Below are 20,080 nucleotides of genomic sequence, written 5' to 3'. Positions count from 1 at the left end.
ATGGCCGGCGCGGCCCCGCCTCCGTATCCTGTGGGCATGTCCGACACCGCCACCCCCGCCGCGCGCCGCCAGCTGGTGCAGCACCTGCCCGAACTGCGCGCTGACGACAACGCGCACATCCAGCGTTTCCTCGACGCGGTCTGGGCCGAGCAGGGCCTGGCCCGGGCCAGCCTGGACAGCTACCGGCGCGACCTGGAAGGGCTGGCGCGCTGGCGCGACGGCGCCGGCAACGGGCTGGCCGGGATCGACCGCGCCGGCCTGTTCGACTACCTGGCCTGGCGCTCGCGCCACGGCTGGTCGCCGCGCAGCAACGCGCGGCTGCTGTCGGCGCTGCGCGCGTTCTTCGCCGATGCAGTGCGGCGCGGGCAGCGCAGCGAAGACCCCAGCGCGCTGCTTGATCCGCCCCGGTTGCCACGATTGCTGCCCAAGGCGCTGGCCGAGAGCCAGATCGACGCGCTGCTCGCTGCACCCGAGGTGGAACAGCCACTGGGCCTGCGCGACCGCGCCATGCTCGAGCTGATGTACGCCGCCGGCCTGCGCGTAAGCGAGCTGGTGGAGCTGCCGGCCAACGCGGTGAACCTGCGCCAGGGCGTGCTGCGGGTGACCGGCAAGGGCAGCAAGGAACGGCTGGTGCCGCTGGGCGAGGAATCCCAGCACTGGCTGGAGCGCTACCTGCGCGAAGCGCGGCCGCAGCTGGTCGGCACGCGCACCGTGCCCGCGCGCGACGGCGAGGTGCCGTTGTTCCTGGAACCGTCGCTGCAGCCGCTGAGCCGCCAGCAGTTCTGGTCACTGGTGAAAAAATACGCCGCGCTGGCCGGAATCGACCCGGTGCGGATCAGCCCGCATGGGCTGCGCCACAGCTTCGCCACCCACCTGCTCAACCGCGGCGCCGACCTGCGCGCGCTGCAGATGCTGCTCGGCCACAGCTCGCTGTCCACTACCCAGATCTACACGCTGGTGGCACGCGAGCACCTGCAGAAGCTGCACGCGCGCCACCATCCCAGGGGGTAGTGGCGCACGACACTGCCGCTCAGGCGTAGCTTTCCCGGGGCTCGCCGATTGCCACCCAGGCGGTGGAGGCGGTGCTGCAGCTGCCATCATCGGACACCACGTCGCTGTCCGAACCCGCCGACGCATCGGCCAGCATCGCGGTGTTCCACCACCGGTTCACCGCGTCGTTGCGCGAAGCGCGGCTGGGCGACAGCGACGCAACCGAAGGACGGTGCTGGGGCGCCACGCGGGCCCCGAAAGAAAACAGCAGCGCTTTCTGACCGTCGTGTTCCACCGCTGGCGCCTGTGCGTACAGCTCTTCCATGGCGGCCCGGTGCAGGTCGGCCGCGCGGGCCGGGTCGTTGATGTCCGGTGGGTTGGCACGCAGGTAAGCGGCTTTGAAGTCAGGAAGCGTGGTCAGCTCACCCTGCCAGAACAGCGTGGCCAGTGCGGCGCGCGCGCGAGCGAGCACCGCATCGGGCGCGACCAGTGCCTGCATGGCCTGCGCGCGTGGCCCGATGTTGGACACCCAGCGCGGCCGACGGTCGCCACAGCGGTTCAGCACCTGCTCCAGCCGCTCGACGCGGTCGGCGACGTGGTGGGAGGGAATGAGCTGCTCGCGCAGCCGGGCCAGCTGGGCGGCGCGGTCCACCAGCTTCGGCGCGCTGAGCGCGCCGCTCCAGAAACGCCCGGACAGCCGATCTTCGCTGTTCTGGATGCTGTTCATGGCGCGATGGAAGCGCCCGCCGTCGTGGGAGCCGGCCGCCAGCGCCACGCGGGCGGAGGTGTGGCGGAGGACATGGGCCTTGAACGAAAGCGTGATCGATGAAAGGGAATGCACGGGAAAGGGGCAGGGCGGACGGAGGGGCAGCGAGCGTGCACGCACTGATGGGCGAGCGCTTTCACGATTCCCTCGCCGCACCCGCAGGCGGGCCGAAGGCGCCCGCCGTGACGTCGCCGCGGGAGCGGCTGTGCGAGAATCGGGCACCTTTTACCGTGGAACTGCAGATGCTTCGAGTCCTTACCGTGGCGCTGTGCGGTGCGCTCAGCCTGACCGCCTGCGCCCAGCCGGCGCCGCCGGCCGCCAAGCCGGGCGCCCAGCCGGCCAGCAGCGCCGCGCCGGCCAATGCCAACGCCGACCAGACCGTGCGCAGCGCGCTGGCCGGTCTGGACCCGAAGTTCAAGCCCGACTACATCGGCGCGGCCCCGTTCCCGGGCTTCCGCGAAGTGCTGGTGGGCGGGCAGGTGCTGTACGTGTCCGACGACGGCCGCTACCTGATGCAGTCCCAGCCGTACGACATCCAGAACCGCGCCCCGGCCAGCAGCGCCGGCCTGCTGGCCTACCGCAAGCAGCTGCTGGACAAAGTGCCGCGCGGTGACCGCATCGTGTTCGCTGCGGCCAATCCCAAGCACACGCTCACCGTGTTCACCGACATCGAGTGCGGGTACTGCCGCAAGCTGCACCAGGACCTTCCCGAGCTGAACCGCATGGGCATCACCGTGGAGTACGTGGCGTTCCCACGCATGGGCCCGGGCAGCAAGGACTTCACCGACATGATCTCGGTCTGGTGCGCGAGCGACCGCCGCAAGGCGCTGACCAGCGCCAAGCAGGGCCAGCCGGTTGCGCCGAAGAACTGCACCAGCCCGGTGGCCATGCAGTACAACCTCGGCCAGCAGGTGGGCGTCAGCGGCACCCCGGCGGTGTTCGCCGCCGACGGGACCCAGCTGGGCGGCTATGTGCCGCCGGCACAGCTGCTCAAGGCGCTGGAGCGCCAGGCCAACTGAGCCCGAGACGCTCCGGCGCTGCTGCTCCGGATCGTCATTCAATTCTCAGGCGGTCGATTCGCCCCATTCGTGATCGCCCACGCTGTAGTCAGGCGCCGGGCTGTCTGGTCCGAGCCCGGAATCGCCGGAGCTGGAAGTCGCGTCGGAGTGTTCCTCAGGCTTGGCCCAGTCTTTTGCCGCCTCGATCAAGCCGTGTCTCCTGTCCAGCTCTGCGAAGGCCTCCAGCAGCGAAGCCGGTGCCTTGGGGACGGCCCGAAGCGATTCACTTGCGGTGTGGCCCGGCAGTTCAGCCCAGAGTGCCCTGGCTTGGCGCGCTGCTACAGCCGCCGGGACTTTCAGCTTCAAAGCATCGATGGCATGGGCCAACGGCGATGCAGGTCCGGTGCTCCTTTCCAGTGCCAATGACGGCGTTGAAGTGAACTCGGTCGCACCGATCGTTGCAGGCAGCGGCGGCGGAGGGGGCGGAAGGCTGTCGAACGCGGGCGGAGCCGGTTCCTCAGCGTAGCCGTTCAACATTGCCTCGAAAGCTTCAATCTCACGCGTTTCCTTGTCGAACTGCTGGTCCGCTGCCTTCTGCTCTTCGGGCGTCAACGTTTCCCACTCATCTTCGGAATCACTGTCGTTCAGCGCTGCTATCGATGCGCTGTCGCTGGCATAGTCCGCATCGGGAATCAGCACGTCTGGCTGGCGGACCATCGGCACGATGCTGTCGACATGAATGGCTTCTGCCGGGTACTCGCCCATTTCGCCAAAGAAGGTGGTCGGATCTTTTTCCGCCTGGATCAGCGCCTTTGCCTGCCGGTCCAGCGTATCCATCGGTCCCGGTGCTTCCTGAGCAACGGACGGCCGCTGCAGGCCCAACGGATGCAGTTCCCTGCCGTTCTGCGGCACCGGGATGCGCGCGCCCGGCCCGTGATGCAGCCAACTGGTGTTCTTGCTGGCAACAATGCAGGGCAGGCGGTTGGAAACCGACGTTGGCATGCACGGTTGCGTTGGCGTGGCGGCATGCAGCCCGGGATGCGGTGGCAGCGCTGCCAGCCGGGCGCGGGGAATGTTGACCACAACGCCGGGATCGATGCGAGGCTTATGGAACCATCCGGTGGGCAGTTGGTTCCGGATCTGTTTGAGGGTGATTGTTTTGAGCGAGCGCGGGCCGTCGAGCGTCTTCTGCGCCTTCTGGTTGCCGAGTGCAGCGCCAATGCGCAGCAGGGCGGTAGGGATCCGCATGGAATGCAATGCGCCATAAGGGAAAGGACCACCATTATTGAATGGCAGTCCGCGGCGGCTTTCAGAAAATGCTCAGGCGGCTGCACGTGTGCGCAGCTACGTCGCGGTCAGTCGCGATTGAACCTTTCCTGCGAGGGTGGCGCAAACCAATCGCGTTGCGCGTTGGCAATCTCCAGCGTCTCGTGCGCGAAGCGGACATCGAATTCCGCCTGTTCCACCTCGGTGTAGGCCACATCCTCGAAGTCGCTGCCCCAGACGTCCTGATCGAGGACGGCGTCGGGTGACGCGGCGACGGTGTTGGTCACATCGCGCAGTGGCGTCGGCCGGTTCGCAACCGTCGCGGGCGAAGCAGAAGCCCGTGGTGCGTTCGACGCTGAAGGGCGCGCTGGTACCTGTGGTGGCGTACCGGCGAACGTGCCAAGCCAGGGCGCGGCAGCGGCTGTGCTTGCAACGGTGGCAGGCGGACTGGGCATGCGGGATGTTCCAATGCGGGTTGAGTCGTTGACCACATCATTCTGGCTACTGCACCGGCCCAGCACTTTCAAAAACGGCTCACTCCATGGCGTTTGCGACTTGGTCGACGCCCAAAGAAGCGCCCGGAGCGGCAATGCTCCGGGCGCATCACTGCTTACTTCAACCCATTGCTGATCGTGTTCACCAGCGTGCCCTGGGTGTCATCGCCGCTGAACTCCCAGAAGAACGCACCGCCCAGTCCCTGGGTTTTCACGTAGCCCATCTTCTCGGTCACCATCGCCGGGGTGTCGAAGCTCCAGAACGTGGTGCCGTTGTAGCTCCAGGTGGCCCGCGCGGTGGCGTCGGTGAAGACCGGATGGTTGAGGTTCTTCAATACCTTCCAGTCTTCGATGCCCGCCTCGTAGGTACCGGGTGCGGCCGTGCCGGTCTGGTACAGCCCGTTGTTGACGTTGGGCACGTTGGTCCAGCCGCGGCCGTAGAAGCCGATGCCCAGGTTGAGCTTGCTGGCCGGCACCCCGCGGGCGAGGAAGGCTTCCATCGCATCGTTGCTGTTGTACAGCTTCACATCACCGGTGGACGGATCGGCCGGCGAATCGAACAGCGCCGAATGGTGCCCAGTCTTCGGATCGAACGCGCCGTGGAAGTCGTACGTCATGACGTTGATGAAATCCAGGTACGGGTGATACGCCGCCGGATCGGTCACGCGGATCTTGTCGATGCCCGCACCGACCGCCACCGTGAGCAGCAGGCCCGGGCGCACCGCATCGAGCTGGCGGCGGAATTCGGCCATCAGCGCGGTGAAGTTGGCATTGTCGGCCGGGGTCCCGCAGGCGATGCCGCACGCCACCGGGTATTCCCAGTCGATGTCGATGCCGTCGAACACGCCTGCCGCCGCGCCCACGCCACCGGCACCGTCGGTCACCGGCAGGTTGCCCTTGATGTAGGCGTCGATGCACGAGGCCACGAACGCCTGGCGGTTGGCCGGCTGCGCCGCGCTGGAGAAGCCGCGCGACCAGGTCCAGCCACCGAGCGAGATCAGCACCTTCACGTTCGGGTGCTTGGCCTTGAGCTGCTTGAGCTGGTTCCAGTTGCCGCGCAGCGGCTGGTCCCAGGTATCGGCGCTGCCGCTGACGCTCTCACCAGCCTGGAAGGCCTTGGTGTAATCGGCGAACGCATCGCCGCCCACCCCGGTGTTCGGGTCGGAGGCCTGGGTGACGCCTACTTCGCAGCGGTTGTTGCGCACGTTGCCGAAGGCGTAGTTGATGTGGGTCAGCTTGCTGGCCGAACCGCTGGTGTCGATGTTCTTGACCCGGTAGTTGCGCCCGTAGATGCCCCACTGGGTGAAGTAGCCGATGACGCGCTTGTTGCCGCCACTGCCGCCCCCTGCACTGGTGGTCACGCTGATGGTGGCACTGCGGGCCGAGGCGTTGCCGGCGTTGTCGCGGGCCCGCACGGCGTAGGTGTAGGCGGTGCTGGCGGTGAGGCCGCCATCGGTGTATTGGGTGGCGTTGGGCGAGCCGACCAGGGTGCCGTTGCGGTAGACGTCATAGCCGGCCACGCCGCTGCCGCCACTGTTGTCGGTGGCCGCGCTCCAGGCCAGGTTGACGGTGGTGGCGGTCTTGGACGGCGACGACAGGCCGCCCGGCACGCTGGGCGGGGTGGTGTCGTTGCTGGCGGCGTTGACGGTCACGCTGACCGTCGCCGACGAGGTCACGGCGTTGTTGTTGTCGGTCGCCACGGCCTTGAAGGTATGGGTGCCGGCCGCCGCGTTGGCCCAGCTCACGCTGTAGGGCGCGCTGGTGTCGATGCCGAGCGAGGTGCCGCCACGGAAGAATTCGACCTTGCTCACGCTGCCGTCGGCGTCACTGGCGTTGGCGCTGACGGTGATGGTGCTGCCGGCGCTGAAGCTGGCGCCGTTGGCCGGCGAGGTCAGGCTGACGCTGGGGGCCTGGTTGCTGCCGCCGCTGTCGCAGGCGCCCAGGTTGGTGTAGTACGGCGCGCCGGCCGGGTGGTCGGGCGGGGCGTTCCAGATGTCCTGGTTGGCCCGGTACAGCACGCCGCCCTTCTGCAGGGTGCTGCCGGCCAGGTAGATCACGTTGCCGTTCCACTCCGGTACGCCGGTACAACTGGCGGCCAGGGCGAGGCCGGGGCTCAGGGCCGCCGAGCCCAGGGCGAGGGCCAGCAGCCAGCGGCGGGGCCGGGCGGGGCGGCGGGGAGATAACGATGTCACCGTACTGCGCGCAATCGGGTCAGCCATGTCGTACTCCGATCAGGTGGTGGGCGCTGGGCGGCAGGGTGTCGCCAGCGTTGCAGCAGGTCCGGGGCCGGTGAGAGAGGCCGGCAACAGCAGAGGGGGCGGACGCGGGGCCCGCCGGCGATGTGCCGGGCAGGTGGTGGCAACGTTGTCATGGTTTGCCCGCCCAATCCGTGCGCCAGCGCAAGGTTCGGGGCGCCGGTTCGTTCAGGCGGAGCACCGCGAGTCGGCCGCGACCGACCCCGGGACCGACCACCGGCCGGCACGGACCGGTACAATAGTGGGCCCCGTTCCCAACCACGGTTCCCCGGACATGATGGTCCTCGAGGGCGCATCCGCCCTTTCGCCGTTCCGCCGCGAACGTCTTGAATCCCGCCTCCAGTCCCTGGCCGCCGATCTGCGCATTACCGGTGCCTGGCATGTGTACTTCATCCAGACCGAGGGCGATGCCGCCCCGGACCCGGTGGTCCTGACCCGGATCCTGGAAGCCGAGCCGGCCCCGGCAGTACGCGAGGACGGGGCAATCAGCCGCTTCGTGGTCCCGCGCCTGGGCACGCTGTCGCCGTGGTCGAGCAAGGCCACCGAACTGGTGCGTGGCGCCGGGCAGCCGATCCGCCGGGTGGAACGTGGCCTGCGCATCGACCTGGCCGGCTGGCCGGCCGACACGGCCGCGCGCGAGGCGGTTATCCGCGCGCTGCACGACCCGATGACCCAGTCGGTGCTGGACGATGCCGCCCAGGCCCAGGCGCTGTTCACCGCGCCGGCCCGTGGCGAGCTGGAGCGGGTAGCGCTGGAAGACCTGGAAGCGGCCAACCGCCGCCTGGGCCTGGCCATGGCCCAGGACGAGATCGACTACCTGCGCCAGCGCTTCGGCGAGCTGGGCCGCAAGCCGTCGGACGTGGAACTGATGATGTTCGCGCAGGCGAACTCCGAACACTGCCGGCACAAGATCTTCAATGCCAGCTGGACCATCGATGGCGCCGACCAGGCCCATTCGCTGTTCCGCATGATCAAGAACACCCACCAGCAGACTCCGCAGCACACGCTCAGCGCGTACAGCGACAACGCGGCGGTGGTGGCCGGTTTCCCGGCCGCGCGCTACCGCCCGGACCCGGCCACGGGCGAGTACCGCAGCGAAGCGGTGGTCGATTCGGCGTTCTGCATCAAGGTGGAAACGCATAACCACCCGACCGCGATCGCGCCGTTCCCGGGCGCCTCCACCGGCGCCGGCGGCGAGATCCGCGACGAAGGCGCCACCGGCCGCGGCGGCAAGCCCAAGGCCGGCCTGACCGGCTTCTCGGTTTCGCACCTGCGCATCCCGACCCTGCCGCAGCCGTGGGAGGCGCCGCGCGCGCTGAACCCGCGCATGGCGCCGGCGCTGGACATCATGCTGGAAGGCCCGCTCGGCGGCGCCGCGTTCAACAACGAATTCGGCCGGCCGAACCTGCTGGGCTATTTCCGCAGCTTCGAGCTGCCCGAAGGCGACGGCCTGACCCGCGCCTACGACAAGCCGATCATGCTGGCCGGTGGCCTCGGTGCGATCGACCAGGTCCAGGTCGAAAAGCTCAAGCTGCAGCCGGGCGATGCGGTGATCGTGCTCGGCGGCCCGGCCATGCTGATCGGCCTGGGCGGCGGTGCCGCCAGTTCGGTGGCCTCCGGCGAAAGCGCCGAGGACCTGGATTTCGCCAGCGTGCAGCGCGACAACCCGGAAATGGAGCGCCGCTGCCAGGAAGTGATCGACCGCTGCGTCGCGCTGGGCCTGGACAACCCGATCCGCTGGTTCCATGACGTCGGCGCCGGTGGCCTGTCCAACGCGATTCCCGAGCTGCTGCACGACTCCGGCGTGGGCGGGGTGATCGACCTGGGCAAGGTGCCCACCGATGATCCGTCGCTGTCGCCGATGCAGCTGTGGTGCAACGAATCGCAGGAGCGCTATGTGCTCGGCGTGCCGCAGGCGCGCCTGGCCGAGTTCGCCGCGCTGTGCGCGCGCGAGCGCTGCCCGTTCGCCGCGGTCGGCGTGGCCACGGCCGAAGAACGCCTGGTAGTCGCCTATGGTGCAACGGTCGGCAACATTCCGGCCGATGCTCCGATCGACCTGCCGATGGACGTGCTGTTCGGCAAGCCGCCGAAGATGCACCGCGACACCGCGCACCCGCCGGCGCCGCGCTGGCCGTCGCTGAAGACCGCTGGCCTGGACCTGCACGAGGCCGGCCTGCGCGTGTTGGCGCACCCGTCGGTGGCGTCGAAGAACTTCCTGGTCACCATCGGTGACCGCAGCGTCGGTGGCCTGACCGCACGCGAACAGATGATCGGTCCGTGGCAGCTGCCGCTGTCCGACGTTGCCATCACCCTGGCCGGCTTCGATACGCTGGCCGGCGAAGCGATGTCGATCGGCGAGCGCACCCCGCTGGCGCTGCTCGATGCCGCCGCCTCGGCGCGCATGGCAGTGGGCGAAGCGATCACCAACCTGTGCGCGGCCCCGGTCGATGCGCTGGAAACGGTGAAGCTTTCTGCGAACTGGATGGCCGCGGCGGGCCACAACGGCGAAGACGCGCTGCTGTACGACGCCGTGCGCGCGGTGGGCATGGAACTGTGCCCGCAGCTGGACTTGAGCATCCCGGTCGGCAAGGACTCGCTGTCCATGCAGGCGCAGTGGCACGACGCCGGTGAGGCGCACAAGTCGGTGTCGCCGGTGTCGCTGGTGATCACCGCGTTCGCGCCGGTGGCCGATGCCAGCACCCAGCTGACCCCGCTGCTGGACCGCGAGACGGAAAGCGAGCTCTGGCTGATCGGCCTGGGCGCCGGCAAGCAGCGCCTGGGCGGTTCGATCCTGGCCCAGGTGCACGCCGACCACAGCGCGCTGCCGGCGTTTGCCGGTGCCGTGCCGGACCTGGATGATCCGCAGCGCCTGCGTGCGTTCTTCGAACTGATCCGCGACGCACGCCAGTCCGGCCTGCTGCTGGCCTATCACGACCGCAGCGACGGCGGCGCGTTCGCCGCGCTGTGCGAAATGGCCTTCGCCTCGCGCCAGGGCCTGGACATCACCCTGGATGCGTGGGGCGATGATCCATTCCGCAGTCTGTTCAACGAAGAGCTGGGTGCGGTGGTGCAGATCGCCCGCGAAGACCGCGCGGCCTTCGCCGACCTGGTCGAGCGCCATGCGCTGACCGAATGTGCCCAGCGCATCGCACGCCCGACCACGGCCCCGGTGGTGCGCGTGTCGCTGCAGGGCGAAAGCCTGGTTGAATGGCGCTGGGAAGCGTTGTTCGATGCCTGGTGGTCGGTCACCCACGCCATGCAGAAGCTGCGCGACAACCCCGACAACGCCGACCAGGAGCGCGCCGTCGCACGCAGCTTCACCGCGCCGGGCCTGAAGCCGAAGCTCAGCTTCGACCTCAATGAGGATGTGGCCGCCCCGTTCATCAACACCGGCGCGCGTCCGCGCGTGGCGGTGCTGCGCGAGCAGGGCGTCAACGGCCAGATCGAAATGGCCAACATCTTCGAACGCGCCGGCTTCCGCAGCGTGGACGTGCACATGAGCGACCTGATCGCCGGCCGCGTCGACCTGGCCGATTTCACCGGCCTGGCCGCCTGTGGCGGCTTCAGCTACGGCGACGTGCTGGGTGCGGGCCGCGGCTGGGCCACCTCGGTGCTGGAGCGCAGCGCGCTGCGTGATGCCTTTGCCGGCTTCTTCGCCCGCCAGGACAGCTTCGCGCTGGGCGTGTGCAACGGCTGCCAGATGCTGAGCCAGCTCAAGGACATCATCCCCGGTGCCGAGCACTGGCCGCAGTTCCGGCGTAACCGCAGCGAGCAGTTCGAAGCCCGCACCGCGTTGCTGGAGATCGTCGAATCGCCGTCGATCCTGCTGCGTGGCATGGCCGGTTCGCGCCTGCCGGTGGCGGTGGCGCACGGCGAAGGCCAGGCGGTGTTCGCCAATGCCGTCGACCAGGCCGCCGCCCGCGTGTCGCTGCGGTATGTCGATGGCGACGGCAACGTGGCCACCCAGTACCCGCTGAACCCGAACGGCTCGCCCGACGGTATCACCGGCCTGACCACCACCGATGGCCGCGTGACGATCATGATGCCGCACCCGGAGCGCACCCCGCGCGCCGTGAACCTCAGCTGGCGTCCGGCGGACTGGAACGGCGACTCGCCGTGGCTGCGCATGTTCCGCAACGCAAGAGTATGGTGCGGCTGAACGACGGTGCACGTCGCGTGAAAGACGAGTGAAAGAGAAGTGAAAAAAACCGCCGGCCTGTTCGGCGGTTTTTTTTGGGTGGCGTTCAAGTCGAGCACAGCCAACGAGTTACAGCGCGTTACATGTGTGAAGTCGCGTGATGGCGAATGCTCACATCGATCTAACAAAATGCGTTGATGAATAGTCGAATGTGTGACGCCTTGCGCGTTCGAACACTTTCGTCTGTCAAAGTCTTGACGCCATGGAAACCGTGCGTTAACACTGAGTTCTCAGTTTGCAATCGTTCAGTTCGGAATCAACCGCAAGGATGGCGAGTTCTCTGTTCGTTGATCGCGCCGATAGCGCGCCATCCGGCACAACGCAGTAAATCAAGCGGAAAACGCCCCCAGGGGACGTTGGGCCACGCGGCCTGGCGTTGGCGTCGCTTTGCCCAAAACCAGCCAACCAGGAGTCGCATCGATGAATCGGATTTATCGCAAGGTCTGGAACAAAGCACTGGGGCAGATGGTCGTTGCCTCCGAACTCGCCAGCAGCCAGACCCCGGGCGTGGTCATCGATCAGCGACGATCTTCCGACACGCGCGGGGGCGCCGTGCTCTCGGCCGCCATTGCGTTGACGCTTGGATTGGGCATGGCCGGCGCGCCCTCCGGTGCGCAGGCGCAGTCGGTGGAAGTGGGGGGCAACGCCAACTGCGTGGTGCTCAACAGCAACGTGATCGACAGCTGCGTGGTGGATGGCAATGCGACCGCATCGGGCGCGAACGCCGTGGCCATCGGCAGCAACAGCACCGCCTCGGCGGCCAACAGCGTGGCGCTCGGCGCCGGCTCGCGCGCTGCACGCGCCAACACGGTGTCGGTCGGTGATGCCGGCAAGGAGCGCCAGGTCACCAACGTGGCCGCCGGTACTGCGGCCACCGATGCGGTGAACAAGGCGCAGCTCGACACCGTCGCTGCAACGGCGGCCAGCGCAACGCGCTACTTCAAGGCGGACGGCGAAGGCAACGACAGCGATGCAGCCCGCATCGAGGGCGAAGGCGCACTCGCTGCCGGCGCCAGTGCCAATGCCGACGGCGACGGCGCCACCGCGCTCGGCCGCAACAGCCAGGCGCTGGCCAACGCCACCACGGCGGTAGGCAGCGATGCCGTTGCCGCCGGCCTGGGCGGCAGCGCATTCGGCCAGAACAGCCTGGCCATCGGCGACGCCACCGTTGCGGTGGGCCAGAGCGCGATGGCGTTCGGACTGGGTGACGTGGCGCTGGGCGCATCCGCGTTTGCCGCCAGCGAAAATGGCGCAGCTACCGCGATTGGCGGGCTGGCCGAAGCCAGCGCCGATGGCGCTACCGCCATTGGTGGCGGCGCACTGGCGATCGGCGCGGGCAGCACCTCGCTCGGCCGCGGCGCCGGCAGCGGCGGCGAAGCCTCGATTGCGGTGGGTGCGTTCAGCACGGCAGTGGCCGACTTCAGTGCGGCGCTGGGTTCCAACTCCGCAGCGGTTGCGGTGGGCAGCGTCGCGCTGGGTGCAGGCTCCTACGCCGATCGCGTGGACACCGTGTCGGTCGGCAACAACAACGGCCTGCAACGGCAGATCACCAACGTCGCCGCCGGCACCGAAGCCGGTGATGCGGTGAACAAGGCCCAGCTCGACGAGGTGGGCGAGGTGGCAGGCACCACCGCGAAGTACGTGCAGGCTACCGGCAGCGCCGACAGCGACGCAGGCGCCTTTGCCGACGGCGACAACGCCACGGCCGTGGGCGAAGCCACCAATGCGCTCGGCGCCGGCACCACCGCGCTCGGCAGCGGCGCCACCGCGGCGGCGCAGAACGCAACCGCCGTGGGCTACAACGCGCTGGCCAGCGGCCAGAACAGCGCCGCCTTCGGCACCAACGCGCAGGCCAACGGCCCGGGCAGCGTGGCCGTGGGCGGCACTGCCGTGGATGAAGACGGCAACCCGCTGATCACCAACGGCGGCGTGCCGGTCGATACCGGCGCCACCAGCGCGGGCGTGGGCGGCACCGCCGTCGGTGCCAGCGCGGAAGCGGCGGGCTTTGCCGCCTCGTCGTATGGCGTCGGCGCCTATGCGGCCGGCGCACAGTCGTCGGCGTTCGGCGCGGTGGCCAATGCCACCGGCGACTACGCAACGGCGGTGGGCACGCAGAGCGCGGCCAGTGGCACCAGCAGCACCGCCATCGGCGGTCCGGTCGACCTGATTCCCGGCCTGGGCTTCTTCGTCGACACCCAGGCCAGTGGCGAGGCCTCCACCGCGGTCGGCGCCGGTGCGATTGCCAGCGGCGATTACGCCGTGGCCAACGGCACGCTCAGCGAAGCCTCCGGCACCGAAGCCACCGCCGTGGGCTACTTCGCTTACGCACCGGGCGAAGGCGCGTCCGCACTCGGTGCGGAAAGCTGGGCCAGTGGCGAACTGAGCACGGCCATCGGCTTCTACAGCACCGCGCGCGGCGCCAACAGCGTCGCCCTGGGCGCCAATTCCACCGCCGTGCGCGACAACACGGTGTCGGTCGGCGATGTCGGCAACGAACGCCAGATCACCCATGTCGCCGCCGGCAGCGAAGCCACCGATGCGGTCAACAAGGCGCAGCTGGATGCCGTCGCCGGGACCGCGGACGGCACCGCCTACCGCTTCAAGGCCAACGGCTCGCAGGACAGCGACGTGGGCGCGTTCGCCGATGGCGACGGCGCGCTGGCTGCAGGCGAGGCCAGCAATGCCATCGGCGCAGGCGCCACTTCGGTGGGCAACGGTGCGTCTGCAGTGGGCGATGACACGGTGGCCGTGGGCCGCAATGTCGCCGCCACCGGCAACGGCAGCGTCGCCATTGGTGGCGTTGGCCAGGCCTACGACCAGTACAACTCGCCGATCGTGGATGCCGATGGCAACGCGGTGACAGTGGGCACCACCGCCGCGCAGGATGCCGTTGCCGTCGGTGCAGGTGCACAGGCCACCGGCGCGCAGAGCAACGCGTACGGCAGTGGCGCACAGGCCACCGGCGACAACAGCCTGGCGCAGGGCTACAAGTCGCGCGCTACGGGTGAGTACAGCGTGGCGCAGGGCGACAACGCCTTCGCCAGCGGCAGCGAGAGCACCGCTACCGGTGCGTACGCATGGGCCACCAGCGATGGTGCCACCGCGTTCGGTTCCAGTGCGTGGGCGACCGAGGCCAATGCCACCGCCGTGGGCTATGCGGCGTGGGCCGATGGCAGCGGTGCTACCTCGATCGGCTACAACAGCTGGGCGCGCGGCAACAGCGCCACCGCGCTCGGCCGCGGTGCGTTCGGCTACGGCGACAACAGCGTCGCGGTGGGTTACCAGGCGCTGGGCAACAGCATCAACACCATCGCTATCGGCACGAATGTCGTGGCCGGCGGCGAAAGCGCGATAGGCATCGGCGCGGGCAGCAATGCCAGTGCCGCCAACGCGGTGGCACTGGGCGCTGGCGCACGCGCCGACCGCGCGTACACCGTATCGGTCGGCAATGACGACCAGCAGCGCCAGGTCACCCAGGTCGCGGCCGGCACGGAAGGTACCGATGCCGTCAACGTCGATCAGCTCACCGCCGCCACCGACAAGTTCCAGGCAAGCGGCGATGGCGTGGCAGTAGTCGGTGGCGAAGAAAGCGTGGCCGCCGGTTCCAACGCTGCGACCGATGGCGACTACGCCACGGCAGTGGGCTCCGGCAGCTTCGCCAGTGGCACAGGCGCATCGGCAGTCGGTAGTGGTGCGTTCGCACTCGCTGACGGCGCCACCGCGGTTGGCCTGAATGCACTTGCCAGCGCAGGCAATGCCACGGCCACCGGTGCCGATGCGCAGGCCACCGCCGAATACGCCACTGCCAATGGCGCCGAAAGCCTCGCCTCGGGAGAGCAGAGCACTGCCAATGGCGCGGCCAGCATCGCCTCCGGCGCCGGCAGCCTCGCCAGCGGCGCGCTGTCCGAAGCGGCCGGTGAGGAATCGGTGGCGCTGGGTTACTACAGCACCGCCAGCGGCTCGGGCGCCACTGCGGTGGGCGCGGAAAGCGTGGTCAGCGGCACCTTGTCGGCCGGCTACGGCTTCGCCTCGGAAGCGACCGCCGGCTACACCACCGCCATCGGTGGCTATGCCGCGGCGACCGCGTTCAACGCCACCGCGCTGGGCAGCTTCGCCCAGGCCACCGGTTCCAACAGCGTCGCGCTCGGCGGTGACGCCGAAGCCACCGGTGCCTACAGCACCGCCACCGGCCAGGGCAGCCTGGCCAGCGGCACCAACAGCGTGGCCATCGGCGGTGCGCTGTTCGGCCTGCTGCCGACCGAAGCTTCCGGCAACTATTCCACCGCCGTCGGCGGTGGTGCGTGGTCGCCCGGGATGAACAGCACCGCGCTGGGCAACGCGGCGACGTCCGAAGGCGAAAACAGCGTGGCGCTCGGTGCGGATTCCATCGCCGACCGCGACGACAGCGTGTCGGTCGGCAGCGCCGGCAGCGAGCGCCAGGTCACCAACGTGGCCGCCGGTACCGAAGGCACCGACGCGGTCAACCTGGACCAGCTCAACGCCGTGGCCGATACCGCCGCCACCACCAGCAAGTACTTCCAGGCCAGCGGCAGCGATGCCAGCGATGCCGGTGCCTTCGTCGACGGCGATGATGCGCTGGCGGCCGGTGAGGCCAGCAATGCCATCGGCAACGGCGCCACCGCGCTGGGTGCCGGCAGCACGGTAGTTGCCAACGAGGCGACGGCAGTGGGCTTCAATGCCACGGCGACCGCCGATTATGCGGTCGCCATCGGCAGCAACGCGGCCAGCAGCGGGCAGGGCGCGGTCGCCCTCGGTGACCTGAGCACCGCCAGTGGCGGCGCCGCCATCGCCATCGGCGGCGGCGCGTTGTCGCAGGGCTTCGGCTCGGTGGCGGTCGGTGCGGGCGCGGAATCCAGTGGCCTGGCATCCACCGCAGTGGGTTACGGGGCGTGGGCGCTGGGTCGCGAAACCACGGCGATCGGCAACTTCGCCACCGCCGACGGCTGGGCCGCCAGTGCGTTCGGCGCGGGCGCCACGGCTGCCTTCTTCGGCACCGCGATCGGTACCTACAGCTACGCGGACGAAGTAGCCACCGCAGTGGGCCAGGGCACGCGTGCCAACGTGGCCGGTGCGGCGTTCGGCGTGCAGGCCAATGCCGGCGAGTACGGCGTGGCGCTGGGCAACAACGCGGCCACCGCACAGAACGGCGTGGCGGTCGGCTTCAACGCCCTGGCCGGCGCCGATGCCAACAGCAGCACCCAGGGCATCCAGACCACGGCCGTCGGCAGCGAGGCGTGGGCCACCGAAGATGGAGCCACCGTGGTTGGCTACAACAGCTACGCGCAGGCGCTGAACTCGACCGTGGTGGGCAGCAACACCTGGACCACCAAGGACGCCGAAAACAGTGTCGCGCTCGGCGCCGGCACGCTGGCCGACCGTGCCAACACGGTATCGGTCGGTGCGGCCGAAGCCTGGACCGATGCGGCCGGCGTGGTGCATGACGCGATTGACCGCCAGATCACCAACGTGGGTGCCGGTACCGAAGACACCGATGCGGTGAACGTGGCCCAGCTGAAGGAAGTGGCTGCGGTGGCTGAAACCACCAGCAAGTACTTCCAGGCCAGCGGCAGCGACGACAGCGATGCCGGTGCCTATGTGGAAGGCGACGACGCACTGGCGGCGGGTGAAGCGTCCAATGCGATCGGCGATGGCGCCAGCGCGCTCGGCAGTGGTGCCAACGCGCTGGCCAACAATGCCACCGCCATCGGCTTCAACGCGCTCGCTACCGGCGAAGGCGCGGCCGCACTGGGCAGCGAGGCCCAGGCGACCGGCGAAAACAGCGTGGCCATCGGCAACGGTGCCGCCGCCAGCGAGATCGGTGCCAGCGCGGTGGGTGCCGATGCGCAGGCCTCCGGTGCGTACAGCACGGCCGGCGGCAGCGAAGCCATCGCGTCGGGCCAGCAGGCCACGGCGAACGGCTTCCGCTCCACGGCGTCGGAAGCCGGTGCATCGGCGTTCGGCGGGTACAGCGAAGCCACCGGCGAGCTGTCCTCGGCACTGGGTTATGGCGCAGTCGCCTCCAACGCTTATGCAACCGCGGTGGGTGCAGCCGCCACGGCGTCCGGTGCCAGCGCGGTGGCGGTGGGTGAGTTCAGTGAAGCCACCGGCGACGAAAGCGTCGCCGTCGGCGGCAGCACCTTCTTCGGTTTCATCCCGGCGCGTGCATCGGGGACCGGCGCCTCGGCGTTCGGTGCGGGTGCGTGGGCCACCGATGACTACGCCACTGCGGTCGGCTGGAATTCGTGGGCCGATGCCGCCAGCGCCACCGCGCTGGGCGAAAGCGCCACCGCCACCGGCGTCAACAGCGTCGCGCTGGGTGCGGGTTCCACCGCGGACCGCGACAACAGCGTTTCGGTGGGCACCACCACTGCGCAGCGGCAGATCACCAACGTGGCCGCCGGTACCGAAGGCACCGACGCGGTTAACCTCGACCAGCTCAACGCCGTGGCCGATACCGCCGAGGAAACCAACCGCTACTTCAAGGCTTCCGGCAGCGGCAATGGCGATGACGTGGGCAGCTATGTCGATGGCGCCTATGCCACGGCGGCAGGCGAAGCGTCCAACGCGTTCGGCACCGGTGCGTCGGCCTACGGCAGCGGTTCGCTGGCGTCGGGTCGCTATGCGTCGGCATCGGGCTACAACGCCTCGGCCACCGCCGATTCGGCCACCGCCATCGGTGGTTCGCTGTACTACGAAGATGCCAACGGCAACGTGCTGCTCGACAAGGCCACCAGTGCCAGCGGCACCGGCGCCACCGCACTGGGTGCCGGCGCACAGGCCACCGGGGTGTTCAGCACCGCCAGCGGTGCCGGCGCGACCTCGGCCGGGCTGCAGTCGTCCGCCGTCGGCTACAGCGCCGAAGCGGGCAGCGACTACAGCACGGCAGTGGGTGCGTTCAGTGCTGCCAGCGGGCTGCGCACCACCGCGCTCGGCTACGGTGCCGAAGCCAGCGGCGACTACGCCTCCGCGTTCGGTTGGGGCAGCACCGCCTCTGGCGCGTATGGCATCGCCATCGGCAACAGCGCGCAGGCCAGCGGCGCCAACAGCTTCGCCGGCGGCGCCAGCGCCTGGGCCACTGCGGCACAGACCACCGCCGTGGGCCAGTTGGCGTGGGCCACCTCGGCCGGCTCCACCGCGATCGGCCAGGACAGCTACGCCTACAGCGGCATCAACGCTACCGCGCTGGGCAAGAGCGCCTGGGCCAGCGGCACCGGCAGCGTGGCCCTGGGCGCAGGCTCGCGTGCCACCGAAGCCAACGTGGTCTCGGTCGGCGGCGGCAACGGCACCACCGGTCCGGCCACGCGCCGCATCACCAATGTCGGAGCGGCGGTGAATGCCACCGATGCGGTCAACAAGGCGCAGCTGGACAGCGTCGCGGCGACCGCCGATGCCGTGGGCCAGCACTTCGACGCCAGCGGCAGCGGCGTGGCCAACGCCAGCGGCACCGATGCACTGGCCGCCGGTTCGGGCGCCACCGCCAGCGGCACCCGCAGCAGCGCGGTGGGTACTGCGGCCACCGCGTCGGCCACCGGCGCCACGGCGCTCGGTGCGGATGCCTCGGCACGCGGTGACAACAGCACCGTGGTCGGCCGCCTGGCCTCGACCAACGCCACCAACGGCGTGGCCGTGGGCAACGGTGCCTTCGTCAGCAACGGCGCCAACGGCATCGCCATCGGGTCCGCTGCCGGTGCGTCCGGTGCCAACTCGGTGGCGCTGGGTGCAGGGTCGCGTGCGGTGGAGGCCAACGTGGTCTCGGTCGGTGGCGGCAACGGTACCGATTCGCCGGCCACCCGCCGCATCGTCAACGTCGCGGCCGGTCGTGTCGCCGCAGGCAGCACCGATGCGGTCACCGGCGGCCAGCTCAACACCACCAACCAGCGCGTGGGCGCCGTGGAAACCCGGGTCGGCGACATCGATGACCGCATCGGCTCGGTGGAGAACGTGACCGCCAACGCGCTGACCTACGACGACAGCACCCGCGACAGGCTCACCCTGTCGGGCGTGGAGGGCACCACCCTGGACAACGTCGCCACCGGTTCGATCGCCAGCGGCAGCCGCCAGGCCGTCAATGGCGGGCAGCTGTTCCAGGCGCTGACCGACACCGCCAGCTTCCTCGGCGGCGGCGCCAGCGTCGGCATGCAGGGCGTGTTCGTCGCGCCCAACTACGTGATCCAGGGCAGCACCTACAACAACGTGGGTGACGCGCTTGGGGCGCTGGATGCCAAGGTCAGCGAAATCGACCAGCGCGTGGCCGGTGGCAGCAGCAACGCGGCACGTGCGCGCTCCGCGTCGGTGTCCACCGCCAGCGTGGCGGCCACGCCCGAGGCGGCCGATACGGCGGCGGCCACGGCCGAAACCACCGCCGCCAGCACCGACACCGCCCGCGTGGCCAGTGCCGATGCTCCGGTCGTGCAGGGCACGCCGACCGCTGCCAGTGTCGGTGCGCCGCAGCCGGTCGCGGCCGTCGTCGCACCGGTCACCTCGGTGGCGATGGGCGACGGTGCCGTGGCCAGCGGGGCCTCGGCGACCGCGATCGGGCAGGGGGCCAGCGCCACGGCCGCCAACTCGGTCGCACTGGGCCAGGGCTCGGTCGCCGACCGCGCCGACACGGTCTCGGTGGGTGCCGTCGGTGCCGAACGCCAGGTCACCAACGTGGCCGCCGGCAGCGCGGCCACCGATGCGGTCAACAAGGGCCAGCTGGACGGTGGCATCGCCACCGCCAACAGCTACACCGACCAGCGCTACAGCGCGATGGCCGACAGCTTCGACATCTACAAGGGTGAAATCGATGAACGCCTGCGCCACCAGGACCGTCGCATCGACCGCCAGGGCGCGATGAACGCCGCGATGCTCAACATGGCCACCAGCGCCGCCGGCATCCGCACGCAGAACCGCGTCGGTGTCGGTGTCGGCTTCCAGAGCGGCGAGTCGGCGCTGTCGCTGGGCTACCAGCGTGCCCTCAGCGACCGCGCCACGGTCACTGTCGGCGGCGCGTTCAGCAGTGATGACAGCTCGGTGGGCGTGGGTGCCGGCTTCGGCTGGTAACGCGCCCGATGCAATGCAAGGCCTGAGGGGGCGGGTCACGGGAACCC

At 69.5% G+C, this 20,080-nt stretch carries 8 protein-coding genes; 4 read left to right on the top strand and 4 right to left on the bottom strand.

Features of this window, described 5'->3' with window-relative positions:
• Window positions 1-36 precede the first annotated feature (36 nt).
• Window positions 37-1,011, top strand: a complete 975-nt coding sequence (gene xerD, locus QE395_RS15520) for a site-specific tyrosine recombinase XerD (protein WP_306990539.1) — start codon at window positions 37-39, stop codon at window positions 1,009-1,011.
• A gap of 19 nt (window positions 1,012-1,030) precedes the next feature.
• Here xerD and QE395_RS15515 read toward each other — a convergent pair whose 3' ends face one another.
• On the bottom strand, window positions 1,031-1,831 hold the full coding sequence (locus QE395_RS15515; protein WP_306989885.1) for a hypothetical protein: 801 nt from the start codon (window positions 1,829-1,831) through the stop codon (window positions 1,031-1,033).
• A gap of 167 nt (window positions 1,832-1,998) precedes the next feature.
• Between QE395_RS15515 and QE395_RS15510 the strand changes: the two genes are divergently transcribed.
• Window positions 1,999-2,775 carry a DsbC family protein gene (locus QE395_RS15510; RefSeq protein WP_068854539.1) on the top strand — a complete coding sequence of 259 codons (777 nt, stop codon included), beginning with the start codon at window positions 1,999-2,001 and terminating at the stop codon, window positions 2,773-2,775.
• 45 nt (window positions 2,776-2,820) lie between these two features.
• Here QE395_RS15510 and QE395_RS15505 read toward each other — a convergent pair whose 3' ends face one another.
• From QE395_RS15505 to QE395_RS15495, 3 genes are all read right to left on the bottom strand, one after another.
• The gene (locus QE395_RS15505) at window positions 2,821-4,002 is read right to left on the bottom strand and encodes a hypothetical protein (RefSeq protein ID WP_306989884.1); all 1,182 of its coding nucleotides are present in this window, start codon (window positions 4,000-4,002) and stop codon (window positions 2,821-2,823) included.
• A gap of 107 nt (window positions 4,003-4,109) precedes the next feature.
• Window positions 4,110-4,475, bottom strand: coding sequence for a hypothetical protein (locus QE395_RS15500; protein WP_306989883.1), 366 nt, complete (start codon window positions 4,473-4,475; stop codon window positions 4,110-4,112).
• A gap of 155 nt (window positions 4,476-4,630) precedes the next feature.
• Complete coding sequence (locus tag QE395_RS15495) at window positions 4,631-6,733, bottom strand: glycosyl hydrolase family 18 protein (protein ID WP_306989882.1); 2,103 nt, start codon at window positions 6,731-6,733, stop codon at window positions 4,631-4,633.
• A gap of 310 nt (window positions 6,734-7,043) precedes the next feature.
• Here QE395_RS15495 and purL point away from each other — a divergent pair, with 310 nt between their 5' ends.
• Together purL and QE395_RS15485 are read left to right on the top strand one after the other, a co-directional pair.
• On the top strand, window positions 7,044-10,928 hold the full coding sequence (gene purL / locus QE395_RS15490) for a phosphoribosylformylglycinamidine synthase (protein ID WP_095364229.1): 3,885 nt from the start codon (window positions 7,044-7,046) through the stop codon (window positions 10,926-10,928).
• A gap of 459 nt (window positions 10,929-11,387) precedes the next feature.
• On the top strand, window positions 11,388-20,033 hold the full coding sequence (locus QE395_RS15485) for an ESPR-type extended signal peptide-containing protein (protein WP_306989881.1): 8,646 nt from the start codon (window positions 11,388-11,390) through the stop codon (window positions 20,031-20,033).
• Window positions 20,034-20,080 lie beyond the last annotated feature (47 nt).

Origin of the sequence: Stenotrophomonas sp. SORGH_AS_0282 (assembly GCF_030818125.1) — a bacterium.
GTDB lineage: Bacteria > Pseudomonadota > Gammaproteobacteria > Xanthomonadales > Xanthomonadaceae > Stenotrophomonas > Stenotrophomonas rhizophila_A.
This window is presented reverse-complemented; position numbering and strand designations above follow the sequence as displayed.